At 64.7% G+C, this 23,982-nt stretch carries 17 protein-coding genes; 13 read left to right on the forward strand and 4 right to left on the reverse strand.

What is annotated here, in order from left to right; all coding sequences use genetic code 11:
* The first annotated feature begins 81 nt into the window (after positions 1-81).
* Together BBTA_RS20200 and BBTA_RS20205 are read left to right on the forward strand one after the other, a co-directional pair.
* Positions 82-273: a DUF3072 domain-containing protein gene (locus tag BBTA_RS20200; protein WP_012044366.1), complete on the forward strand. Its 192-nt coding sequence runs from the start codon at positions 82-84 to the stop codon at positions 271-273.
* A 131-nt stretch (positions 274-404) separates the two neighbouring features.
* A complete protein-coding gene (locus BBTA_RS20205) occupies positions 405-692 on the forward strand; it encodes a hypothetical protein (protein WP_012044367.1) in 288 nt (95 codons plus the stop codon).
* Here BBTA_RS20205 and BBTA_RS20210 read toward each other — a convergent pair.
* Positions 657-2,087 carry a glycoside hydrolase family 3 N-terminal domain-containing protein gene (locus BBTA_RS20210; protein ID WP_012044368.1) on the reverse strand — a complete coding sequence of 477 codons (1,431 nt, stop codon included), beginning with the start codon at positions 2,085-2,087 and terminating at the stop codon, positions 657-659. The genes BBTA_RS20205 and BBTA_RS20210 overlap by 36 nt on opposite strands.
* Positions 2,088-2,295: 208 nt before the next feature.
* On the opposite strand from BBTA_RS20210, the gene BBTA_RS20215 reads away from it, so the two are divergent.
* From BBTA_RS20215 to BBTA_RS20250, 7 genes are all read left to right on the forward strand, one after another.
* Positions 2,296-3,777 carry a DUF4173 domain-containing protein gene (locus tag BBTA_RS20215; protein ID WP_012044369.1) on the forward strand — a complete coding sequence of 494 codons (1,482 nt, stop codon included), beginning with the start codon at positions 2,296-2,298 and terminating at the stop codon, positions 3,775-3,777.
* Positions 3,778-3,801: 24 nt separating this feature from the next.
* A complete protein-coding gene (locus tag BBTA_RS20220) occupies positions 3,802-4,503 on the forward strand; it encodes a response regulator transcription factor (protein ID WP_041750789.1) in 702 nt (233 codons plus the stop codon).
* Complete coding sequence (locus BBTA_RS20225) at positions 4,500-6,125, forward strand: ATP-binding protein (protein ID WP_012044371.1); 1,626 nt, start codon at positions 4,500-4,502, stop codon at positions 6,123-6,125. Before BBTA_RS20220 ends, BBTA_RS20225 begins: the two co-directional genes overlap by 4 nt.
* A 316-nt stretch (positions 6,126-6,441) precedes the next feature.
* Positions 6,442-8,058, forward strand: a complete 1,617-nt coding sequence (locus BBTA_RS20235; protein WP_012044372.1) for an ABC transporter substrate-binding protein — start codon at positions 6,442-6,444, stop codon at positions 8,056-8,058.
* 24 nt (positions 8,059-8,082) lie between these two features.
* Positions 8,083-9,060 (forward strand): ABC transporter permease, encoded by a 978-nt coding sequence (locus BBTA_RS20240; protein WP_012044373.1) that lies wholly within the window; start codon positions 8,083-8,085, stop codon positions 9,058-9,060.
* Positions 9,061-9,063: 3 nt separating this feature from the next.
* Positions 9,064-9,894, forward strand: coding sequence for an ABC transporter permease (locus BBTA_RS20245; RefSeq protein ID WP_012044374.1), 831 nt, complete (start codon positions 9,064-9,066; stop codon positions 9,892-9,894).
* The gene (locus BBTA_RS20250) at positions 9,891-11,513 is read left to right on the forward strand and encodes an ABC transporter ATP-binding protein (RefSeq protein WP_012044375.1); all 1,623 of its coding nucleotides are present in this window, start codon (positions 9,891-9,893) and stop codon (positions 11,511-11,513) included. The genes BBTA_RS20245 and BBTA_RS20250 overlap by 4 nt, the downstream gene beginning before the upstream one ends.
* A 63-nt stretch (positions 11,514-11,576) precedes the next feature.
* Here BBTA_RS20250 and BBTA_RS20255 read toward each other — a convergent pair whose 3' ends face one another.
* On the reverse strand, positions 11,577-12,887 hold the full coding sequence (locus BBTA_RS20255) for an FAD-binding oxidoreductase (RefSeq protein ID WP_012044376.1): 1,311 nt from the start codon (positions 12,885-12,887) through the stop codon (positions 11,577-11,579).
* 149 nt (positions 12,888-13,036) lie between these two features.
* Between BBTA_RS20255 and BBTA_RS20260 the strand changes: the two genes are divergently transcribed.
* Positions 13,037-13,894 (forward strand): VOC family protein, encoded by an 858-nt coding sequence (locus tag BBTA_RS20260; RefSeq protein WP_012044377.1) that lies wholly within the window; start codon positions 13,037-13,039, stop codon positions 13,892-13,894.
* Between the two features lie 52 nt (positions 13,895-13,946).
* On the opposite strand, the gene BBTA_RS20265 is transcribed toward BBTA_RS20260, so the two are convergent.
* Both BBTA_RS20265 and BBTA_RS20270 read right to left on the reverse strand, forming a co-directional pair.
* Complete coding sequence (locus BBTA_RS20265; protein WP_012044378.1) at positions 13,947-14,981, reverse strand: 2Fe-2S iron-sulfur cluster-binding protein; 1,035 nt, start codon at positions 14,979-14,981, stop codon at positions 13,947-13,949.
* Complete coding sequence (locus tag BBTA_RS20270) at positions 14,981-16,912, reverse strand: ethylbenzene dehydrogenase-related protein (protein ID WP_012044379.1); 1,932 nt, start codon at positions 16,910-16,912, stop codon at positions 14,981-14,983. The genes BBTA_RS20265 and BBTA_RS20270 overlap by 1 nt, the downstream gene beginning before the upstream one ends.
* Positions 16,913-17,969: 1,057 nt before the next feature.
* Here BBTA_RS20270 and BBTA_RS20275 point away from each other — a divergent pair.
* The 3 genes from BBTA_RS20275 (at position 17,970) to BBTA_RS20285 (ending at position 23,909) form a co-directional block, all read left to right on the forward strand.
* Positions 17,970-19,721: a type I secretion system permease/ATPase gene (locus BBTA_RS20275; RefSeq protein ID WP_012044381.1), complete on the forward strand. Its 1,752-nt coding sequence runs from the start codon at positions 17,970-17,972 to the stop codon at positions 19,719-19,721.
* 3 nt (positions 19,722-19,724) lie between these two features.
* The gene (locus BBTA_RS20280; protein WP_012044382.1) at positions 19,725-21,710 is read left to right on the forward strand and encodes an HlyD family type I secretion periplasmic adaptor subunit; all 1,986 of its coding nucleotides are present in this window, start codon (positions 19,725-19,727) and stop codon (positions 21,708-21,710) included.
* 63 nt (positions 21,711-21,773) lie between these two features.
* Positions 21,774-23,909 carry an autotransporter strand-loop-strand O-heptosyltransferase gene (locus BBTA_RS20285; protein ID WP_012044383.1) on the forward strand — a complete coding sequence of 712 codons (2,136 nt, stop codon included), beginning with the start codon at positions 21,774-21,776 and terminating at the stop codon, positions 23,907-23,909.
* Positions 23,910-23,982 lie beyond the last annotated feature (73 nt).

A 23,982-nucleotide genomic window follows, 5' to 3' on the forward strand; every position in this document is an offset into this window, starting at 1 on the left:
ATACGGAACATTCTACGATCATCCGCGTTGGCACCTCATGGGATTCAACCACGTGAGATGCAGCCAAGAGTGGAAATCGGCATGACCGAGAAGATTGAAAAGGATCCGAAGGATTGGGCGTCGGGAGACGATCCAGTGACCAATGCGCAAGCCTCCTACTTGAAGACTCTGAGTGAGCAGGCAGGCCAGCCCGATCCGACGAAGGACGTGCGGACCAAGGCTGAAGCGTCCGAGCTGATCGACGAGATGCGGCGCGCAGCGGGATTGGACTGAGATCGTTCGATCTGTCCACCAAGTAGCGGGACCGGTATTCCAGTGGCTTCGGCGACAGGCTGAAACAGCCTGAAAAGGTCGCGAATCAGGACTCGGTCGTCTAGTCTTGCCGCATTTCGCGGGAGTACCCCATGGTTGCGGACAGTGACAGCAAGGTTGCCTGGCATCGCGCTCAGCTCAAGAAGTACCGCGCGGCTTTGAAGCAAATCGAGACAGCGCGGTTCACAGTCGGCGAAAGCGCCGACGCCAAGGCGATCGAACGGACCAAGCGGCAGGTGGCTGAGCTCCAGCTCAAGATCCGCGAGTCAGAGCAGGTCATCGGCCAATATGACAAGCAGGCGCGCCGGCCGCTGGCTACGGATCTGCGAAGCCTCTCCAATGTCTCATGGCGCGACTGGACCGGCAACGGTCCGCGCTGACGACGCGCCGTTTGTTGGACCAGTGTCCTCATCGGCCAGGCTGCGATGCCGGGTCGGCGCGGCCATGTCGCCTGTCGAGGCATTCGCTGCCAGGGGCCCCTCCTCCCGTGACATCCAGCGCCGCAAACGCTCATCGCTCCTGCGGAGGGCCGCCAGATCGATCCGTCCTTCCGCCAGCGCCGTCTTGGCGCAGGCCAGCACGCGGTAGAACTGCGTGCCATCATAGGCGACGAGCAGCAGATCGGCGCCGCCGCTGAGAGCCTCGACGACAGCCTTGCAGAGATCGCGGCCGTAGATCGCGCCCATCACGAGGTCGTCGGTGACGATCACGCCCTGGTAGTTCCATCGGCCCCGGATCAGACCGTCGAGCACGGCCTTGGAATGCGATGCCGGACGCTCGCGGTCGATCGCATCGACCACGACGTGGCCGACCATCATCGCCGCATCCGAATTGTCGAGCACCTGTCGAAAGGGCCGCCAATCCGCCTGTTCCAAGACCTCCGCAGGTGTTTCGAGATCTGCCGAGAAATGATGCGTGTCGGCCGCAACGCGCCCGAGACCTGGGAAGTGCTTGACGGCGGCGCGAACGCCACTGGCCTCGAGACCGCGCACATAGCCGAGCGCGATGTCGCCGACCACGGCCGGATCATTGGAGATCGCGCGCCGACTGATCAGCGTGTGGAAATCGAACCTGTTGTGCGTCCAACTCGGCCGCAGATCGACGACCGGCGCGAGATTCAAGGTGATACCGGCGTCCGCGAGGGACCGTCCCTGGCTCTGTCCCATCTCAAACGCCCGCTGCATCCGCCGCGCCTCCGGCAGGTCGGCCAAGGTCGCAAGAGCGGGCATGTTCGGCACAGCCGGAGACAGGTGCGCGACAGAGCCTCCCTCCTGATCGGCCGAGACCAGCAGAGGTGGCAGGCCGGCGCTGACCCGCTCGGCCTGCAGCCGCGCGATCTCAGCACGAAGTTGAGCAGCGGTTCGCCCTCGGATGTTGTGGTGGGTCACGTAGATGCCGGCGATCAGGCCCTGCCGCGCCAGCGCGGCAGCATCCGCCGTTGACGTGTAACCGACCATGAAATGCCGTCCGAGCAGCCGCGCGACCTCGGGCGCAGTGTCGAACGTCTCGTACTTGCGCCAGGCGAACGTGAATTGCGTTGATGTCAGCGCGAGCAGCGGGATGCACCAGACGAGGACGAGCAGCCTCCCGGAGAGACCGTGCCGCCAGCGTCCGCTGAGCAGGAGCAGAAGCGGAGCCGCCAGACCGACGATCAGCAAGGCGGCGTGACCCGTGCCGCGGAGCCGAACGAGATACGGCTCGTTACTGTTGAACGTGATGAAGATGAAGAGCAGAGCAAGGCTCCAGAGGACTGCCGTCCTGATACGCCCGAGCATGTGTGCAGCCGATCATTCCAGGGGAAAGACGGCTTTTGCGTAACAATGCCGATCCGCCTTCGCCAGCGGCGGAGTCGCCTCTGCACGAAATCTGCAAACAAATCCTGAAATGCTGCAGACCCGCTCGTCAGCGGCTGCACGTGGCGGCGTCATGGTGGCTCATCGGCTGGTGCATCCCGGCCGCATCGCTTCCATCGAGGACCTTCGCATGACCGCCTCCGCCGAGCTGACGGCCACCCCAGCCGCGTCTGATTCCAGATGGCTCAAACTCGCAATCGCTCTGGGCCTCGTCGGAATGGCCGACATCCTGCTTTACGACGGCCGCCCGATCGGCCTTGGCCTGCCGCTGTTCCTCGCCGCGCTCGCCACGGCCGGCATCCTCGTCAATGTCGCGATGACCTCGCGCGCCCGGCTGATCGGAGCGACCGCCCTCTTCGTCGCCGGCTTGGCTCCTGTCGTCGAGGATCTGGGCCTGCTGTCATTCCCCATCATGCTGGTCATGATCCTGTCGGCGGTGGCGTTCGCGACCGATCCAGGCGCCCGCGGATTCACGCTGCCGCTGACCGCCGCCCGACAGTTGCTCCTGATCGGACCATTCCGGCTCGTGCCCGACATCATCATGATGCTGCGCGATCATTCGCTCACGCGCGCCCTGCTGGTCTGGAGCATCCCACTGACGCTCGGCGGGGTCTTCGTCCTGTTGTTCGCGGTCGCGAATCCGGTCATCGCGCAATGGCTCGATGTCTTCAGCTTCGACGGCTCTGCTTCGGAGCTAACGACGGCGCGTGCGATCTTCTGGCTATTGGCGCTGTCGATGATATGGCCGTTCGTCCACCTGCGCTGGCGCCAGCGTGTCGAACCGACGCAGCCGGCGGTCGACCGCGAGCCCGATCAGGCCCCCTCCCTGCTGTCCACCGTGCTCGGTCCCGCGACCGTGATCCGGTCGTTGATCCTGTTCAACGTCCTGTTTGCCATCCAGACCATTCTCGACGGAGCCTATCTGTGGGGACATGCTGCGCTTCCGAACGGCGTGACCTACGCGGCCTATGCGCACCGAGGCGCCTATGTGCTGATCGTCACGGCGCTGCTTGCAGCCGTTTTCGTCATCGTCGCAGGCCGCTCCGAAATCACGGCAACCGGATCGCCGCTCATTCGTCCACTGATCTATCTCTGGGTGGCACAGAATGTGTTGCTGGTCGTCTCCTCGATCCAGCGGCTGCACATGTACGTCGACACCTACGCCCTGACCTACTGGCGACTCGCAGCCTTGATCTGGATGATCCTGGTTGCAATGGGCCTCGTTCTCATCGTGCTCAGGATCGCCCTCGACAAGCCGAGTGCCTGGCTGATCCGCATGAACCTGGTGATGCTTTCGATCACGATCTACGCCTGCACGTTCGTCAATCTTGACGCCGTGATCGCCGATTACAACGTGGCCCACAGCCGCGAGGCCGGGCGGAGCGGCCCGTCCATCGACAGCGATTACCTCGTCTGGCTCGGGCCGCAGGCGCTGCCGGCGATCGACCGGGCCATGCTGATGTCGCCATCCGACCGGCGGCTGACAGCGGACCGAGACCGCCTCCTCCTGCAGCAGCAAACTCGCATGGCGGACTGGCGCTCCTGGAGCTTTCGCGGCTGGCGCTTGCAGCGCTATCTCGATACACATCCCCTGTTGCAGAACCCCAGCTGATGTGTCGCCGCGGAGCCTCCGACCGTGTCCCCCCGAATCCTCATTGTCGACGATGACCCGCATATCCGGGAGGTTGTGCGCGTTGCGTTAAGCAAGGCCGGCATGGCGGTGACGGAAGCCGCCGACGGCCGCGCCGCTCTGATCAAGTTCACCGACGAGCGACCAGACCTGATCGTCCTCGACGTCGGCATGCCGGAATTCGACGGGCTGGAGGTCTGCCGGCGCATCCGCAGGACATCGCAGGTGCCGATCCTGTTTCTCTCGGCGCGGGACGAGGAGATCGACCGCATCCTCGGGCTGGAGATCGGTGGCGACGATTACGTCACCAAGCCGTTCAGCCCGCGCGAACTGGTGGCCCGGGTCAATGTCATTCTCCGTCGCGTCGCGACCGCCGGAGCCCATCGCACGGTCGAGCCGGACGAGCTGATCCATGGCCGGCTTCGCCTCGACCCGCAGCAGCACCTCGCCTGCTTTGCCGAGACGCCGCTGACGCTGACGGCGCTCGAATTCAGCATCCTGCGTACGCTGATGACGCGCGCCACGGTCGTATTCAGCCGCGAGCAGATCATGACGGCGGCCTATCAGCTCAATATACAGGTCTCCGACCGCACCATCGACAGCCACATCCGAAACATCCGCGCCAAGCTTGCCTCCGCCGGTTGTGAGGACGCGATCGAAACGGTGCATGGCGTCGGCTTCCGGCTCGGACGCTGCGGCGCGCCATGATCGCGCCGAAACCGAAGGAGAAATGGCGACCGTCGCTGGGACAGATCGTCTTCGGCGTGCTGGCCTTGGTCGCAACCTTGCCGCTGGTCGGATTGTTCTTCTTCCGCATCTACGACAACCAGCTGATCCGTCAGACGCAAGCCGAGCTGATCGCGCAGAGCCGCGTGCTGGCCGCGATTTTTGCCGAGGAGGTTGCGGCGCGCGTCCCAGCGGGAATTGCGCTCGGTGCCGAGATCCCGCCCGAGGCCAGGCCCGACGCGTCAGATGAGGTCACCCCGATCCGGCCCCTGCTCGATCTCCTGGGGAATGATCTGTTCGTCCGCCGCCCCGACGCCCGCGAGGCCATCCGGCCTGCGGACCCGGCCTATGTCGCGATCGGCGAACGGCTCTGGCCGGTCGTCCGCGAAACGCAGAAGGTCACCCTCGCTGGATTTCGTATACTCGATCCGCACGGGGTGGTGATCGCCGGCCGCGATGAGATGGGCAAGTCGCTCGCTCACATCGAAGAGGTCGCCACCGCTCTCACCGGAAAATACAGCGCCGCGCTGCGCATCCGCATTCCCGACAAATCACCTCCCCCGATCTATTCGATCAGCCGCGGAGTCGGCGTCCATGTCTTCTCGGCCATGCCCGTGATCGTCAATGATCACGTCGCCGGCGTGATCTACACGTCGCGAACACCGCGCAACATCTTCGAACACCTCTATCAGGAGCGCGGCAAGTTCATCGCGGCGGGCTCCGCGATCATCCTGACGACCTTGCTGATCGGGCTGATCGTCGCCCGCACGATCACGCGACCGATGCGCGAGCTCGTCGATCGCGCCGGCAGGATCGGCCGGAACGATCCGGCAGGATTCCGGCCGCTGGCCCATTACGGCACGCGGGATTTCGCCGAGCTGGCCGAGCATTTCTTCGCCATGGCCGAGCAGCTGGCGCGGCGCTCCAGCTACCTGAAGAACTTTTCCGCGCATCTGACGCATGAGCTGAAATCGCCGCTGACCTCCATCAAGGGCGCGGCGGAGCTGCTGTTGGATTCGCTCCGGGCCTCGTCGGATCACCTCACAAGGACCGAACAGGAACGCTTTCTTCTCAACATTCTTGGCGATACCGAGCGGCTGGAACAGATGGCGCAGCGGCTGCGCGAACTGGCCCGGGCCGAAGTCTTGCCGCAGAGCGACGCCTGCTGCCCGGCCGACGTCGTCGATCAGCTGCGCGCTCTGTTTCCGGCGGTGCAGCTCGAAACGCAGGGCGCGCTGAGCCGTCGCGTCGAGCTCTCCGGCGAGACGCTTCTGATAGCCCTGACGCATCTCGCCGACAACGCCGTGCGTCACGGCGCCCGGACCATCCGTCTGACGGCGGAGGAGCATGGGGATCAGCTGATCCTGCGGGTCAGCAACGACGGTCATCCGATCTCCGCGGGGAACCGCGAGCGGATCTTCGATGCGTTCTTCACCACCCGCCGGGACAGCGGCGGCACCGGAATGGGGCTGGCCATCGTGCGGGCCATCATGACCAGCCATGGCGGCGCGATCGACCTCCTGCCGGACACGACCGAGGTCAGCTTCGCGCTGCGAATGCCGGCCCGAGACGCCGAAGACGCCAGCCGCGTACACCTCAAATAGCATCTGAGTTGGCAACCTCCTTCGAGGTTGAACGCCGACGACCATATTGCTGTGGAGGATGGCGGGATCAATCCACACTGGACGCGGGTCAGCCGGCGCGCGCCTGGCCGCAAAACCTATCGCGACACAGCGCGAGAGCTCAAACATGCTGCCGAATGTTTGTATACGAGCGATCCATTGCCCAGCGGCGCAGGCACGGCGGTCACCGCAGCCAAGGTCCGGCTGCGTGATTGGGAATGACTCAGCCTCTCGATCCGCGTAATCTCGCCGCGATTGCACCATCGGCCAGCGTCGACATGGCCTTCGGGAGACCTTGATGAATTTGAGCCGTTTCGAGATCAACCGCCGTACCGCTCTTCTGACCTCTGCCGCCATCGCCGCAAACGTGGTCAACCCCTTCCGGGCCTTCGCCCAGGAGACCCCGCGCAAGGGCGGCGTTTTCAACGTCCATTACGGCGCCGAGCAGCGGCAGCTGAATCCGAGCCTGCAGGCCTCGACCGGTGTCTACATCATCGGCGGCAAGATCCAGGAAAACCTCGTCGATCTCGACGCCAACGGTCAGCCGGTCGGCGTGCTCGCCGAGAGCTGGGAGGCCACGCCCGACGGCAAGACGATCACGTTCAAGCTGCGCAAGGGCGTCACCTGGCATGATGGCAAGCCGTTCACGTCCGACGATGTCGCCTTCACGGCCATGAACATGTGGAAGAAGATCCTCAATTACGGATCGACGCTGCAGCTGTTTCTGACGGCGGTGGACACGCCGGATCCGCAGACCGCGATCTTCCGCTACGAGCGCCCGATGCCGCTCAATCTGCTGCTGCGCGCGCTGCCCGATCTCGGCTATATCTCCGCCAAGCACATCTATGAGAACGGCGACATCCGGCAGAACCCCGCCAACCTCGCCCCTGTCGGCACCGGCCCGTTCAAGTTCGTCAAATATGAGCGCGGGCAATACATCATTGCCGAGCGCAATGCAGACTATTGGCGTTCCAACGCGCCCTATCTCGACCGCATCGTGTGGAAGGTGATCACCGACCGCGCCGCCGCCGCCGCTCAGCTCGAGGCCGGCGAGCTGCATTATAGCCCGTTCTCGGGGCTGACGATCTCGGACATGGCGCGGCTCGGCAAGGACAAGCGTTTCATCGTCTCGACCAAGGGCAATGAGGGCAACGCCCGCACCAATACGCTGGAGTTCAACGTTCGCCGCAAGGAACTGTCCGACATCAAGGTGCGACGCGCCATCGCGCACGCGATCAACGTCCCCTTCTTCATCGAGAATTTCCTCGGCGATTTCGCCAAGCTCGGCACCGGGCCGATCCCGTCGACCTCGACCGATTTCTATCCCGGCGCGAATACGCCGCAATATCCCTATGACAAGGCCAAGGCTGCAGCGCTGCTCGACGAGGCCGGCTACAAGCCCGGCGCCGGGGGAACCCGCTTCTCGCTCAAGCTGCTGCCCGCGCCATGGGGTGAGGACATCTCGCTGTGGTCGACCTTCATCCAGCAATCCCTGAGCGAGGTCGGCATCGCGATCGAGATCGTTCGCAATGACGGCGGCGGCTTCCTCAAACAGGTCTATGACGAGCACGCCTTCGATCTCGCCACCGGCTGGCACCAGTACCGCAACGACCCGGCGGTCTCCACCACGGTGTGGTACCGCTCCGGCCAGCCGAAGGGCGCCCCCTGGACCAACCAATGGGGCTGGGACGATGCCAAGATCGACAAGATCATCGATGACGCGGCGACCGAGGTCGATCCGGTCAAGCGCAAGGCGCTTTATGCCGACTTCGTGCGCGAGGCCAATACCGAGCTGCCGGTATGGATGCCAATCGAGCAGATCTTCGTCACCGTGATCACGGCGAAGGCACGCAACCACTCCAACACGCCGCGCTGGGGATCGTCGAGCTGGCATGATCTCTGGCTTTCCGCCTGAGCCGAAGTCGGTCAGAATGAGACCATGCGCATTTTGAGCCTTGCGGGGCGGCGGCTCGCCGCCTCGATCCCTACTTTGGTCCTGATCCTGGTCGGCGTCTTTCTGCTGCTGCAGCTCGCGCCGGGCGACACGGTCGACGCGATGATGGCGCAGATGGGCGGCGGTGATGCCGCCACCGCGCGTGAGCTCCGCCGCTTCTACGGGCTGGACCTGTCGATCCCGATGCAGCTCGCCAACTATCTGTGGCGCCTGGTGCGGCTCGATCTCGGCTTCTCCGCGATCTACGGCAAGCCGGTCGCGACCGTGATCCTCGAACGGCTGCCGCCGACCTTGCTGCTGATGACCTCGGCGCTGTCCTTCGCGTTCTTCTTCGGCCTGGTGTTCGGGGTGATCGCCGCGCGCGGCGTCAACCGCTGGCCGGACACGCTGATCTCCACGGTCGGTCTGATCTTCTACGCCACGCCCTCCTTCTGGTTCGGCCTGATGGCCATTGTCGTGTTCTCGATCTATCTGCAATGGCTGCCCGCCGGCGGCTTCGAGGATATCGGCGCGATCAGGACCGGGATCTGGCGGGTGCTCGACATCGCCAGCCATCTGATCCTGCCGTCGCTGACCTTGGGCCTGATCTTCCTGGCCATCTATCTCCGCATCATGCGGGCATCGATGCTCGAAGTGCTCAATCTCGATTTTGTCCGCACGGCGCGCGCCAAGGGCCTCGACGAGACAAGGATCATCACCCGCCACGTGCTGCGCAACGCGCTGCTGCCGATGGTGACGCTGATCGGACTGCAGGCCGGGACCATGCTCGGCGGCTCGGTCGTGGTCGAGACCGTCTTCTCGCTGCCGGGCCTTGGACGCCTGGCCTATGAATCCGTGGTGCAGCGCGACCTCAACACGCTGCTGGGAATCGTCTTCGTCTCCGCGTTGCTGGTGATCCTGGTCAACTTCGTCACCGACCTGCTTTACGCGCGGCTCGACCCGCGCATCGCGGCCGAGAGCTAGCGCATGGACGCCCTGAAACGCTATTTCCGCAGTCCCGCCGCGGTGCTCGGCCTTGTGCTGCTGCTGATCGTCGTGGGCATGGCGATCAGCGCCGGCTATCTCTATCCGCGCGATCCGCTTGCGCTCGCCGGACGTCCTCTCGTCTGGCCTTTCACCAATCCGCGCTTTCTGCTCGGCACCGACAATTCGGGGCGCGACATCGCCGCCCAGATCTTTCATGGCGCGCGGATTTCGCTGCTCATCGGCGGCGTCGCGACGCTGATCGCGGTCACGATCGGGGTCATGGTCGGCGCCATCGCCGGCTATTATGGCGGCTGGATCGACAACATCCTGATGCGCATCACCGAGGCGTTCCAGACCTTGCCGAATTTCGTGCTGCTGCTGGTGCTGGTCGCGGTGTTCGGCTCCACCCTGACGACGGTGACGATCGCGGTCGGCATCGTGTCATGGCCGGCGCCGGCGCGGCTGACGCGGGCGGAATTTCTCTCGTTGCGCAGCCGCGAATTCGTCCAGGCCGGCCGCACGCTCGGCATGCCCGACGCGCAGCTGATCCTGCGCGAGATCCTGCCGAATGCGCTGCCACCGGTCATCGTCTATGCCGGTGTCGTGATGGCGGTCGCGATCCTCCTGGAAAGCGCGCTCGCCTTTCTGCGCCTGTCCGACGCCAATGTCGCCTCCTGGGGCAATCTGATCGGCCTCGGGCGCGATGTGCTGCGGGTGCAATGGTACGTCTCGGCGATCCCCGGCGTTGCCATTCTGATCACCGTGCTCGCGGTGTCGCTCGTCGGCCAGGGCCTCAACGACGCATTGAACCCGCGGCTGAAACAGCGATGAGCTCAACGGGCCCCATTCTCACGGTCGACCGCCTCAGCGTTCGTCTCCCCAAGGGCGCCGACCGCAGCCATGCGATCACCGAGGTGTCGCTGTCGGTCGCCGAAAACGAGATCGTCTGCATCGTCGGCGAGTCCGGCTCCGGCAAGTCGATGATGGCCAATGCGATCATGCGCCTGCTGCCGCAGGGCGTCACCACCGACCATGGGCGCATCCTGTTCGTCGGTCGTGATCTTTGCGCCGCATCGGCCGCCGAGATGCGCAGCATCCGTGGCGCCGAGATCGCGATGGTGTTCCAGGAGCCGATGACGGCGCTGAATCCGCTGCGCACGATCGGCGATCAGATCGGCGAAGTGCTCGACATCCACACCGGTCTCGCGAAGGCCGAGATCCGGTCGCGCGTGCTTTCGCTGCTGAGCGACGTCCACATCCCGGATCCGCCGCGGGCTGCCAAGGCCTATCCGCATGAGCTGTCCGGCGGCCAGCGGCAGCGCGCAATGATCGCGATGGCGCTCGCGCTCGATCCGAAGCTGCTGATCGCGGACGAACCGACCACAGCGCTCGATGTCACGACGCAGGCGCAGATCCTCAAGCTCATTCGCGAGCTGCAACAGCGTCGCAACACCGCGGTGCTCTTCATCACCCACGATTTCGGCGTCGTCGCCGAAATCGCCGACCGGGTGGTCGTCATGCAGCATGGCGTGGTGGTGGAGCACGGGACGGCGCGCGAGGTGCTCCGCAACCCGCGACATGCCTATACGCAGCAGCTGATCGCCGCGGTGCCGCCCGTCGCCGCGCCGCCGCCGCGCCGACTGTCGGACCAGACGCTTCTCGCGCTGTCGGGCGTGGTCAAGACCTATCGCGCCGGCGGCTTTCTCGGCCGTGGCGCGCGCGTGACCCATGCGGTCAAGGATGTCTCGTTCACCTTGCCCAAGGGCGCGACGCTCGGCATCGTCGGCGAGTCCGGCTCGGGCAAATCGACCCTCGCCCGCTGCATCATCCGGCTGATCGATCCCGATGCGGGATCGATCCTGCTCGACGGCCACGACTGGGCGCTGATGTCACGCCGCGAGATCCGGCAGCGGACGCAGCAGATGCAGATGGTGTTCCAGGATCCGTTCGCCTCGCTGAACCCGCGTCGCAAGGCGATCGACTTGGTGGCTCAAGGGCCGATCGTGCATGGCACACCGCGCGACAAGGCGCTCAGCGAGGCGCGTGAGCTGTTCCAGCTCGTCGGGCTCGATCCGTCTGCGGCGGATCGCCTTCCGCACGAATTCTCCGGCGGCCAACGCCAGCGCATCGGGCTTGCGCGCGCGCTCGCGCTGAAGCCCGACGTGCTGGTTGCCGACGAGCCGGTGTCTGCGCTCGACGTCTCCGTGCAGGCGCAGGTCCTGAGGCTTCTCACCAGCTTGCGCGAGCGGCTCGGCCTGTCCATCATCTTCATCACGCATGATCTGCGGGTCGCGGCGCAGATCTGCGACCTCGTCGCGGTCATGAAGGACGGCGTGGTCGTCGAACACGGCCTCACCCATCAGGTGTTCGGCACGCCGCAGCATGCCTATACGCGGGCGCTGCTCGACGCCATACCGGGCGGCGACTTCGCCCGGACACCGCATCCGTGAGCTCTGCAGCATGATCCGGAACGAAGAACCCGTTTTCCGAAAGGCTCGAACAAGCCTCACGCGCTAAGCAATCTCGCGGGCATCGCGGTAGCGGTAGAGCAGCAGCATCAACGGCGCAAATGGCCGAAGCAGCGCATGCGCGGGAATGGTGACGGCATTGGTGAAAGGCAGCGCCAGCTCGTTGTCCGGAACGCCGCGCACGGCCTTGGCCAGCTCGGCACCGAGCGGAATCGTCAGCGCCACCGCCCGGCCGTTGCAGCCGGTCCAGCCATAGGCATCCGGGCCGAGGCGATGAATCCGCGGCATGTAGTCCGTGGTCATGCCGACATAGCCGTTCCAGACGTAGTCGAATCGAACCTCGCCGATCTGCGGCCACAGAAGCTGCAGGCGGCTGGCGACGCGCGCCTTCAGCCGCTCGGCCTTGTTGCCGGGACCGATCACGGCGCCCCCCGTCACCAGGCGATTGCGGGCGTCATAGCGCGCGAAATAGAGCTCGCCATGGGTATCGGACATCGCCTGCCGGGCGGGGATGATGGTCTTGCGGACATTGTCCGACAGCGGCTGCGTCGCCATCTGCCACGACAGCACCGGCATGACCTCATGGGCCAGGTCAGGCGCGAGCGCCTTGGAAAATTCGCCGGTATAGGCGTTGCTGGCCAGGACCAGGGCACGCGCCGACAATTCGCCCCGCGCGGTCCGCACCACCCAGCGGTCGCCACGCCGCGCGAAATCGATCACCGGCGAGCGGGCGTAGATGCGGCCGCCAAGGCTCAGCACGGTCCGTGCAAGACCACGGGCCAAGGCAAGCGGATTGATGTGGCCGCCGGTCTTGTTCCAGAAGCCGCCATGCCACGCGTCTGAGCCGAGCATGTCGCGCGCCTGGTCACGCGACAGCAGCTCGACATCGGCGCCGAATTTCGACCATTGCTTGAAACGGCGCTCAGCGATCTTGATACGGCCGGGAGAATGCACCGGCTGCACCCAGCCGCTCTGCTCATGCTCGGCGTCGATCTTGTAGCGCCGCACCGTGTCGAACAGGTTCGAGGCGCTGTCACGCAGCATCGCGACAAAGCGTTCTCCGGCCGCACCGTGACGAGCGATGAGATCCTCGGGATCGGGCCGCGACAGCGTCGGAATGACCTGGCCATTGTTGCGGCCCGAGGCGCCCCAGCCTGGCTCCATCGCCTCCACGATCGCGACATCGACCCCGGTCTCACGCAGATGCAGCGCAGTGGACAGCCCGGTGAAGCCGCCGCCAATGATCACGACATCGGCCTGCTGGTTGCCGTGCAACACCGGCAGATTCGGTCCAGGCGCAGTCTGTGCGGCCCACAAGGACGGAGGCCATTGAACGATATCTGTGGTCGTACTCATCGTGGACGGCTCATCCTTGCTGACCGACCGACCTCGTGGAGACCGATCTTGCCTTGCGCCCAGCGCCCGGCCGCGCCGGTTGCGGCGCATGGGTCGTTTGGGCATAGTTCGGCCGCAATATGCCAAGTTCGCTGCAAGGAGACAAATGCGTGGCCCTCAAGAATGTCATCGGTATCGATCACGCGGTCGTCGTGGTGAAGGATCTCGACGCGGCGGCCGAGACCTGGAAGCGATTGGGCTTCACGCTGTCGCCGCGCGGCACCCACAGCGCCAAGATGGGGTCAGGCAATTACACGATCATGCTTGATCCGGATTACATCGAATTACTCGGCATTCTCGCCGAGACGGATCACAATGTCCCGACGCGCAACTTCCTCGCACAGCGCGGCGAGGGCATCGAGCGGATCGCCTTCACGGCGATCGATTCCGCTGCGGGCGCCGAGGAGATCCGGGCCAAGGGCTTCGAGCCGATCGGACCGATCGACTTCGAGCGTCCGGTCCCCCTCCCCGACGGCACGATCTCGGCGGCCCGGTTCCGCGTGTTTCAATGGCCGGTGGCGGAAGCTCCCGGCGGGTTGCGGATCTTTGCCTGCCAGCACAAGACCCGCGAGACGGTGTGGATCCCGGAGCTGATGCGCCATGCCAACGGCGCCAAGCAACTCAAGCAGGCCCTGATCGTCACGCCCGACCCGGCGAAGGACGCGGCGCATCTGTCCCGCCTGATCGACCGCGACGGCCGCCCCGAGAGCGATGGAGCCGTGACGGTGACCTCGGGAGGCGACCGCGCCGATTTCGTCTTCCTGACCCGGGATCAGCTCGCGGCGCGCTATCCCGGCGTATCGCTGTCTGGCCTGCCGGAGCGCGGCGGTGCCGGCCTGGTGCTGGCCTCGTATGATCTGGCCGCCACTGCAAAGGCCCTCGGCGCCGCTGCCGTGCACAGCGGCACCAGCCTTGTCGTACCGCCGGCAGCGGCCACCGGCACCCTGCTCGCCTTCGTGGCCAGCTGATCAGCGTGCATCAGCAGGATCGCGCGGCCGCATTCTCAGCGGCCGCGCGAACTCATTCCGCCGGCTGGAACATCGCCGGTCGTCCGCGCTGGCTGTCGAGCCAGCCGACCAGACGGTCCATCAGGCCGCCGCTCTGCTCCGAGGGTTGCGCCGACGAGACGAACGGATCGCAATGACACTTTGCGCCGGCGGCGCGCGACATCTTCGCCACGGCCTCGGTCATCGCCGGCGCGCCGCAGGTATAGACGACGTCGTTCGGCGTGAGCTCAGGCATGTGCTCGGTCGGGCGGCCGCTGCGGATCGCCGGCGATACGTTCTGAGGCTCCGACACGATCGGGATGATCTTGACGTTCGGAAAGCGCGCCAGCCGGCACAGTGCCTGATGCATGTAGAAGGACTGCAGCGTGCGCGAGACGACGATGAAGACGATCTCCCGCTTCGGATTCTCGGTGATCGCTGCGACCGCAATCGCCCACATCGGCGCAAAGCCGGTGCCGCTCGCGACCAGGATGATTCGGCCGCGATGCTTCTGCCGGAAGAATGCCGTGCCGAGCGGAGCCGTCAGCTTGACGCGGTGGCCGACCTGAATGTCGCGGCCGAGTGCCGATGACACCAGGCCGTCTTTCAGAATGCGGATGTGCAGATACAGCAGATGACTGTCGGGCGCGCCGACCATCGGATAGGTCGGGCTGTAGCAACGCGTCGGGAAGCCGCGATACTGCACCTTGGCATATTGTCCGGGGAAGAACCGCAGCGGCTTCGGCATCTCGATGGTGACGCCGACGACGTCGGGCGCGAGCCGCACGAGATCGCCGACCTCGCAATTCATCGTCACCGTATCGGGCACCGGCTCGGTGATGATCTTCAGATCCGACACCACCCGGGCCTGGCACGCATGCGCCATGTCGCCTTCCATGCCGCCGAACAGCTTGCCGTCGACGACAGTCACCTTGCAGGATCCGCAGATTCCGCTGCGGCAGTCATGGGGCAAATCCACGCCACTATTGATGGCGCCGTCGAGCAGGATATCGCCCACATTCGCGTAGAACGTTTCCCTGTTGTACTGGATTTTGCAAATCTTACCCATCACTGCACCTCAAGTCGCATCGGCCGGATCTGCCTCGTATGTCTGATCTGGGTATGGTCGAAAGCCGCGACCCGCATGAAGACGCCATTCTTGATCGGAACGTCGTACTTGCTGTGTGTGTCCAATTTGCGGGCAATCTCGAGCGTCCAGTGACCCGCGGCCCAGCGCGCCGCGCACCGGATGTCGGCGCGGTCTCCGGTGAATTCACCATTGACGATGACGCCGGGCACGACCGTTCCGATCGGCGTCTGCGCGTCGGCTTCCGCGGAATACGGCACGGATTCAGCCTCGGTCATGAACCATCGTGCCCCTTCGCTCTCGCCGATATTCGGATCGAGCGAGATCTCGCCCATCGCCGCGGTCATCGCCGCAATGTCCTTGGGCAGGCGCTTCGGTCGCACGCCGCGATTGCCAAGCCTCGCCGCCTCCCGGTCGATCACGAAATTGTCCGAATAGTTCGCCGTGCCCGGATCCGGCGCAAAGCCTCCCTTGTATGGCGTGAGCCCCTTGACCTGATCGGGCGTCGGCTCGGCGGGGGGACCGAAATGATCATCATCCATCCAGCCGGTCGGACCGCCGCTGGTCGCCTTCCACAGCCAGGCATCCGCGTACAAATTCGGCGCCGGCGTATAGTGGATACCGCGACCCGACAGCGTCGCCGGCTTGTCCGGCATCGGCTGCGCGCTCATGTGGAACGTTCGGTCAGCGGCCAAGGTGATCGGCAGCGTCGTGAACAGCAGCGAAAACTTGTCCTCGTTGAAGTCGTTCTCGTCGCCCTTTTCAAATCCGTTGTGCAGCATGTGCCAGCCGTCGGCCTTCTTGATCAACGGCAGCTGCTTCAACGAGCGGGTCGGATCCTCCCAGATGACCAGGAAATAAACCCATGTTCCATCATGGGCGGCCTTGATCCAGACGCGCGATTCTCCGGTGCCGTCGAAATTGTCGCCCTGGTTGGTCGTGACCATGTGCGGCTGAATGTTGCGCCAGACCCGATCGGACGAATCACCATCGAGCGTGGGCGCATCGGAGCTGGCGATCCGATAGACCGTCACCGTGTCCTCGGCGTAGTAGTCGGCCGCAAACATCGCCGAGCCGATCACGATCGCAGCAGCCGTGGCGACGACGAACGGATTGGCCTGAAAGCTCGGGTTGCGACGACGCGAATTGCCTTTAGTCGGCGCCGGCGCACGCATTCGCCCCGGAGCTGGGCGTGTCTCCGCACGGACGCGCGGAGGCTCCTCCATCCGTCGCGGCGCCGGCATGGGTTCGCGCATCGGTGGCCGCGCGGCGGGCGCCGGCTTCTTCTTCGGAGGCGCCTCCGCCTCTTCGAGCTTCTCCGACTGCTCGACCAGCATCGTCAGCAGTTCGACCGGATCGAGCTTCGGCGGCGGCGGCGGCAACGGGGCCGGGCGGAACACGCGATACAGCTGCATCTTCCCGCCGATGCTGAAGTGAACCAGAACGTGCATCACCACGAACACCGGGATGACCCAGGTCGCATACCAGTGGATCATCATGGTCATATAGCCGGACGCGACACCGAAGAAGAGCATGCCGCCGGTGACGATCAATATCGCCATTGCGATGAACAGCACCCAATGCAGCATGACGCTGATTGAGCCGAGCCGCGCCGGCCGGCGACCGAGCAATCCCTTGAACCGCATCTTGTCGATGGTGACGCGCCGACCAAGGCCCGACTTCGAGATGTAGATCATGTAGGCGACGGCCACGCTCGCAAGAACGACGCCTGCCGGCATGTGCCAGGTCCAGGTCCGGTGCCGCGGCAGCAACCAATCGAGATTGTTGGCGATCCAGGCATGATTCGGCGCCTCGGTCGCCATGCGCAGTCCCGTCAGGAACGCGACCACAGTCGCGGCGACCAGGGTCCAGTGCAGAATGATCGTCCCGTAATCCGTCTTCCGGACCTTCATGCGTGCGCCTCCCGACCGACGCCGACGCAAACCCTCGCGGCCGATCCAGTCACCGCATTCAGGCTGAACAGGTCGTCAGCAGCATGGCTGGCCGAACCTGCGGCGCCAATCTTCTGCTCTCGACGCGATAGGAGTCCCGCATCGCATGTTCCGATGGTGATGTAGTTCAGCAACTCTCGTCCCCCAAGATACTCTTCACTCAGCAACTCTCTGTCCGACACCGACGCCGGCGGCGTCGCCCTCTCCTTTCGATCGTTGCCCCACTACGTCCGGCGTGATCCTCAAGATCACGTCGATCAAAGACCAGTTGCTGTACCCAAAGCCGGTGACGGGTTGCTTCGGAGCACGAATGAACTGGCCTATTTTGCCCTCCCTGATTTGGTCTCGTCTTTCTTTGTGACCGGATACCCGGTGCGTATCGGCCGCTGGCTTGCAGAGTTCCGGTCACATCCGGGCAGCGACCTGTCGTGGCCATAATGAATGATCGTAATCATCTCATCATGATGCAGACCTGTGTGCTCGGATGTTGCCGCCGCCATTTCCGCTCTCACACCCGCAACGGATTACCGCATCGTCGAGATGACAACGCGAGTCCGTTGCACCGCAGGAAGATTTATTCGGCTTCGTGGCGTCAATCGGCCCGGACAGCGGCCAATGAGTGCGGAAGCAAGGTGATAGACGGACGAATGTGTGACGCCCTCAGCACATCGCGCCTCAACATCGACACGCAACTATAGAGAACTGCGTCCTAATTCGAACCGCTCGGACAGCCGGCGACGGTTCCATTCAGATGCGCCGAACGGCACCGCTGTTTACAGCTATCCGCTTCTCTATATGCCGCGTGCTGCGACAGAAATGCCCATGTGTCGCATTGTTGCCGGAAATTCGTCGGCATCGACAGGCAAGAGCGGTGATCGAAGCATTGTCGTTTGGGAGACGCGCCTGGATGAGTCTGGCTCAAGACCGCCCGCGAACGAAAGCCGCGGCTGCCCTCAATGACCTCCTGTCCGGGAGCGATGATCCCGTGACGCGGGGTCTGCGCCAGGCGGTCAGGCGCATGGCCGGCATCGGCGTATTCAGCGGCGTCATCAACATCCTGATGCTGTCCGGCTCGATCTACATGATGCAGGTCTACGACCGGGTCATTCCGAGCAAGAACATGGCGACGCTCATCGGTCTCTCGGTGATGATTCTGTTCGTCTATATCATCCAGGGCTATTTCGACGCCCTGCGCACCCGCATGCTGTGTCGGGTGGCGACCGTGTTCGACGCCAGCCTGCAGGACGCCATCCATCACGCCCTGGCCACCCTGCCCTTGCGCGGGACGAAGCCGATGCTGATGCAGCAGCCGCTGCGCGATCTCGACCAGTTGCGGGCCTTCATGTCGAGCATGGGGCCGACTGCATTCCTCGACATGCCGTGGATTCCGATCTTTCTGATCGGCATGTTCCTGTTTCATCCGCTGATCGGCGTCACCGCGATCATCGGCACCGTCGGCATCATCTCGATGACGCTCGTGACCGAGCGGCTGTCACGGCAGGCGAGCCGATCGGCCAGCGATACCAGCGCCGCGCGCCAGGTTCTCGCCGACGCCACCCAGCGCAACGCCGAGGTGATTCGCGCGCTTGGAATGATGGATCGGTTCTCGGTACGCTGGAACGCTATCAACGAGCGCTATCTGAAGGACAATATCCGCGCGAGCGACGTCTATGCCAATCTCGGATCGGCAGCCAAGGTGCTGCGCTTCATCCTGCAGTCCGGCATGCTCGGCATCGGCGCCGCGCTCGTGGTGTCGGACCAGGCGTCCGGCGGCGTCATGATGGCCTCGTCCATTTTGATGGGCCGCGCGCTGGCGCCGGTCGAGCTCGCCCTGGGCAGCTGGAAGCAGCTCGTTGCCGCGCGGCAAGGCATCGCCAGGCTGCGCGACATCTGCAAGGCGACCGCCAAGCCGGAGGCACCGCCCGTCGCCCTGCCGCGGCCCTATCGCGAGCTGACGGTGCAGGAATTGACCGTGGCCGCGCCCGGCACCGATCGCCCGATCGTCCATAATGTGTCGTTCTCGATCAAGGCGGGCACGGGGCTTGCGCTGCTCGGTGCCAGCGCGTCCGGCAAGACCTCGCTCTCCAAGGCACTGGTGGGCATATGGCCTGCGCTGCAAGGCACGGTCCGGCTCGACGGTGCAGCGCTCGACCAGTGGAGCAACGAGGATCTCGGCCGCCATATCGGCTACCTGCCGCAGGATGTCGCGCTGTTCGACGGCAGCATCGCCGACAACATCTGCCGCTTCGACGAGAATGCGAGTTCGGATTCGATCTTGAAGGCGGCACAGATCGCAGGTGTCCACGACATCATCCTGCGGCTGCCGGAGGGCTATGCGACACGCATCGGCCAAGGCGGCATGTCGCTGTCGGCGGGTCAGCGCCAGCGCGTCGGACTCGCCCGTGCGGTCTATGGTGATCCGTTCCTCATCGTGCTGGACGAGCCCAACGCCAATCTCGACACTGACGGCGAGAATGCTCTGAGCCGCGCCATCCAGATCATGCGGCAGCAGAATCAGAGCATCGTGATCGTGATCTCGCACCGCCCGAGCGCGCTGAACGCACTCGATATGGCGCTGGTCCTCTACGAAGGTAAGGCGATCGCATTCGGTCCCTGCCAGGAGATCTTTGCACGCGTCGCCGGGGCCAAGCCGCCGGCCGGACCGGCTGTCGCGCATGCCGCGGCTGCGCCAAGGGTCGCAGCCCCTGCGCAAGCTCCGAATCCGAACGTGAGATCGCTTCGTCGCGCCGCCCCAGCAGAAAGCGTTTGATCAATGAAACACATCAACGACTTCCGGCCCTTCGATGACGAAGATTATGTGCGGCCGAAGACGCGCGCGGTCGGACCGCAGGGCGATGCCCTGATCCTCGAGCTGCAGCGGCTGCAGGGTGCCTTCGACGACGGCTCGGATGCCGATCCGCGCGACAATCGCGGATCCCGCAAGAAGCGGCGCGCGCCGCCATCGGCGGTGCGCAACAAATCACCCCGCACCAAGAAGCGGCCGGGCAAGATGGGACGGGCGCTCGGGGCGTCGCTGTCGCTGCTCGGCTTCCGCAGCGCGACCGCCCGACCGCAACGCGCGTCCGGCATCCGCGAGATGGAGTGGCAAGACCAGGCCCAAGGCCAGCTGCAAGGCCAAGTGCACGGCCACGCGCCAGCCATGCGATCACGCGAACCCGAATTCTCACCGCCGCCACGTCAGCAGCAGACGCGCCCGCCAACCCATGATGCAGCCCTGCTCGACCTGCGGAACGCCAATCGCGACGGCAATGTCGGCGGCGGAGCCCTGCGCGCGATGCCGCAGCATAACGTTCCGGCGCGCGTCGACCATGCATACGCCGTTCCGCAAACCCGCGTCGGACGCATCGTCGGCACCGCCGGCACGGCGCTGACCACAGGCATGACGTTCATTGCGGCCCAGGGAACGGCGGCTGCGCTCGATGGCCCATCGGACGAACCGCTCGTGCCGCGGGTCGGCCGCATGTTCGAGAACGAGTTGCGTCTCGGCTTGCGTGTGCTGCTCGTGGCCGCGGTGCTCGGCGGCGGCTGGTTGACCCTGGTGCCGCTCGCCGGCGCCATTGTCGTGCCGGGCAATCTCGTGGTGCAATCCAACGTCAAGGCGATCCAGCATCCGACCGGCGGCATCATCGCCGAGATCAAGGTCGACAACGGCAAGCGGGTCACCGCCGGCGATCTGCTGGTCCGGCTCGATGCGACGCAGAGCCAGGCGCAGCTGCAGGCGATCACCAAGCAGTTGAACGAGCAGCGCGCCAAGATCGCCCGGCTCTCGGCGGAGCGCGACGGCCTCGATCAGCCGGAATATCCGACATCGCTGACGTCACGTCCGGACGATGCACATGTCCGCGCCGTGATCGCATCGGAGAACGCGCTGTTCAAGGCGCGCGCGACCACCCGCAAGAGCCAGAAGGAACTGCTGCAGGGCCGCATCGTCCAGCTGAACAACGAAATCAGCGGCATGGAGTCCCAGCTCGATTCGAAGAACAAGCAGATCGAGCTCATCAAGGGCGAACTCGCCGGTGTGCAGGAACTCTACGACAAGCGTCTCGTCCCACTCACGCGATTGACGACGCTGCAGCGGGAAGCCGCGCGAATCGACGGCGAGCGCGGCCAGCTGGTGTCGAGTGTGGCGGAGACGAGGTCCAAGATCAGCGAAGCCGAGCTCCAGACGGTCAAGATCGATCAGGACTTCCGCAGCGAAGTCGTCAAGGATCTCGGCGACGCGCAGGCCAAGGAGGGCGATCTGGTCGAGAAGGGCGTTGCGGCACGGGATCAGCTGGACCGCATCGAAATGCGCGCACCGAATTCCGGCACCATTCACCAGCTCGCCGTGCACACGATCGGCGGCGTGATCAAGCCTGGCGAGACCATCATGGAGCTCGTCCCCGATTCCGATGAGCTTCAGGTCGAGGCGCATGTGCAGCCCAAGGACATTGATCACGTCCACACCGGACAGAACGCGATGGTGCGATTCAATGCGTTCAACCAGCGCACGACGCCGCAGCTGAGCGGTCAGGTCTCATTCGTCGCCCCCGACATCACCAACGATCCGAGATCGGGCTCGACCTTCTACACGGTGCGGATCACCCTGTCCGAGGAGGAGCGGCAGCGGCTCGGCGGCGTCAATCTGATGCCGGGCATGCAGGCCGAAGTCTACGTCCAGACCGGAAGCCGAACGATGCTGAGCTATTTGATGAAGCCGATCACCGACCAGTGGCGGCGCGCCTTCGTCGAGCAGTAGAACCGCGATGTCGCGGTCTGCGTTCCTCCTCGCGGAGGCCGCAGACCGCCTGTCCCATTCAAAATGAACTTTGCAAATTTTCCGCGTCCCTCCGACCCTGCGCCGCTGTGGCAGGGCGCAGGAGAACCGTCGACCGCCGGGATCAGCGCCGCACCATCGGCTGAACTGGCGCCGAAGCCGCGCCTGCCGAGGCCCACGACGGCACCGACCCAGGAAGCACCGGCTGGACTCCGATTCGACTTCAACGACGGCTGCCGCGTCATGCTGCCCGACACGGGACGGGCTTGGCGCGTCCGGCTGAGCGATCGTCAGACCGGGAACGTGCTGTTCGACGTCGATCTGCGGTCGGGCCACGTCAACAGCGCCAAGCGCTATTTCGTCCCGTTCAGGCTGGAGGTCTGGTCGGACGACGAGCGCGTGCTCCGTCACGACTACGATGCGCGCGGGCGCGACGTTCTGATCCAGTTTCCGGTCGGCACGATCGGCGACGTCATCGGCTGGTTCAGCTACGCGGTGAAGTTCAAGGACGTACACCAATGCCGGCTTACTTGCGCCATGGGCGAGCCGCTCATCGCGCTGTTCCGCAGCGCCTATCCTGACATCACCTTCGTCACTCATGAGATGGTGGAGGCAGATCGATTTTACGCGACCTACTCCGTCGCCTTGTTCTTCGACGACGCTGAATTCGTCTATCAGCCCTGCGATTTCCGCCAGGTCGGCCTGCACCGGACCGCGGCCTATATCCTCGGCGTCGACCCGGCCGAGCAGCCGCCCTTTGTCGCGCTCGCGGACGACAGCCGCCCGATCGCCGAGCCTTACGTCTGCATCTCGGTGCAGGCCACCACCCAATGCAAGCATTGGAACAATCCAGAAGGCTGGGATCGCACGGTCGCCTTCCTGAGAGCACGGGGCTATCGCGTGGTCTGCATCGATCAGCATCCCGTCACCACCCGTGATCCGTATCGGACGCAGATCCCGGCGGCGGCTGAGGACCAGACCGGCGATCGGCCGTTGCAGGAGCGCGCCCGATGGCTCAGGCATGCCGCCTTCTTCATCGGGCTGTCGAGCGGCCTGTCATGGCTGGCATGGGCCTCCGGCACGCCGGTCGTACTGATCAGCGGCTTCACTCATCCGACCAACGAGTTTGCGACACCCTTCCGCGTCATCAATTATCACGCCTGCAACGGCTGTTGGAACGACGCGGGCCATCAATTCGACCATGCTGACGCTCTCTGGTGTCCGCGCCTGAAGGACACGCCGAGACAATTCGAATGCACGCGCCTCATCACCGCGGATCATGTCAAGGCGACATTGCTGAGCATTCCGGGATTTGGCGAGGGCTTGCCGCCTTCGGCCCAACTGCCCTCCTCCGGCGTGGCCGAACCGACCGACGCCTCCGATGCATATGACGCGCGCGCCGCATTGGCCGAGCCGGACGGTTCGTCCGACGAAGAGCCGCTCGCGATCAGCGAACTGCTCGAGCGCAGTCTCGGCGATGTTCACCGCGGCGGGTTTGCGGTCGGCCTCACCGTTGGCGCCGGGAAGATGCTGGATCAGGCTGCAGAATTCATCGCAGAAGGCGACCGCGCCGCGACCGCCGGTGAGCTGGCTGCGGCGATTGCGAGCTACATGCGAAGCGCAGCCATGGTCAGGACTTTGACCGAAGCCGATCCGGACCATCCAGGTTTCCAGCGCAACTTCTCAGTGGCCTTGAACCGGATCGGCGCAATTCTGTTTGTGCAGCGCGACCTCGAACGCGCACACGCCACCTATCGCGCAAGCCTCGCCGTCGCCGAGCGGCTCCACGCAGCCTATCCTAACAATACCGGCTACCAACGTGACCTCGCCTGGTCCCATGCGCTGCTGGCCGACGTGCTCACGGCCGAGAGCCGGCACCAGGAGGCCTTCGATCACCGCCGCGCCAATACCGCCCTCACGACGCAGATGTGCGCGGCAGCTCCGGGCGAGTCCAACCTGCAAAGGGCGCTGGCGAATTCCTATCAGAGCCTGGGCGATGCGCTCATTCCGCTCGGACATGGTCATGGCGCGCTCGCCGCCTATCGGGTGAGCCTCGGCCTGGTGCAGCGCGCGTTGAGCGCCAACAACCAGGATCCGGCGTGGAACCAGCTCTCCCGCACGCTGCTGCCGAAAATCAGGAACACACTCCTGCTTCTCCGCCAGGGCGCGCCGGCCTCCTGAGCACCGGCTGCGGCCCTCCACAGTTCCACGCGACGTCGCACGACATTCCGATCGCGGACCGTTGATCCCCTGC

The sequence above is a fragment of the Bradyrhizobium sp. BTAi1 genome, assembly GCF_000015165.1.
Taxonomy (GTDB): domain Bacteria; phylum Pseudomonadota; class Alphaproteobacteria; order Rhizobiales; family Xanthobacteraceae; genus Bradyrhizobium; species Bradyrhizobium denitrificans.

Coding starts and splice junctions, on each gene's coding strand:
- BBTA_RS20200 (WP_012044366.1), top strand. CDS start 82: ATGACCGAGAAGATTGAAAAGGATCCGAAGGATTGGGCGTCGGGAGAC.
- BBTA_RS20205 (WP_012044367.1), top strand. CDS start 405: ATGGTTGCGGACAGTGACAGCAAGGTTGCCTGGCATCGCGCTCAGCTC.
- BBTA_RS20210 (WP_012044368.1), bottom strand. CDS start 2,087: ATGCTCGGGCGTATCAGGACGGCAGTCCTCTGGAGCCTTGCTCTGCTC.
- BBTA_RS20215 (WP_012044369.1), top strand. CDS start 2,296: ATGACCGCCTCCGCCGAGCTGACGGCCACCCCAGCCGCGTCTGATTCC.
- BBTA_RS20225 (WP_012044371.1), top strand. CDS start 4,500: ATGATCGCGCCGAAACCGAAGGAGAAATGGCGACCGTCGCTGGGACAG.
- BBTA_RS20235 (WP_012044372.1), top strand. CDS start 6,442: ATGAATTTGAGCCGTTTCGAGATCAACCGCCGTACCGCTCTTCTGACC.
- BBTA_RS20240 (WP_012044373.1), top strand. CDS start 8,083: ATGCGCATTTTGAGCCTTGCGGGGCGGCGGCTCGCCGCCTCGATCCCT.
- BBTA_RS20245 (WP_012044374.1), top strand. CDS start 9,064: ATGGACGCCCTGAAACGCTATTTCCGCAGTCCCGCCGCGGTGCTCGGC.
- BBTA_RS20250 (WP_012044375.1), top strand. CDS start 9,891: ATGAGCTCAACGGGCCCCATTCTCACGGTCGACCGCCTCAGCGTTCGT.
- BBTA_RS20255 (WP_012044376.1), bottom strand. CDS start 12,887: ATGAGTACGACCACAGATATCGTTCAATGGCCTCCGTCCTTGTGGGCC.
- BBTA_RS20265 (WP_012044378.1), bottom strand. CDS start 14,981: ATGGGTAAGATTTGCAAAATCCAGTACAACAGGGAAACGTTCTACGCG.
- BBTA_RS20270 (WP_012044379.1), bottom strand. CDS start 16,912: ATGAAGGTCCGGAAGACGGATTACGGGACGATCATTCTGCACTGGACC.
- BBTA_RS20275 (WP_012044381.1), top strand. CDS start 17,970: ATGGCCGGCATCGGCGTATTCAGCGGCGTCATCAACATCCTGATGCTG.
- BBTA_RS20280 (WP_012044382.1), top strand. CDS start 19,725: ATGAAACACATCAACGACTTCCGGCCCTTCGATGACGAAGATTATGTG.
- BBTA_RS20285 (WP_012044383.1), top strand. CDS start 21,774: ATGAACTTTGCAAATTTTCCGCGTCCCTCCGACCCTGCGCCGCTGTGG.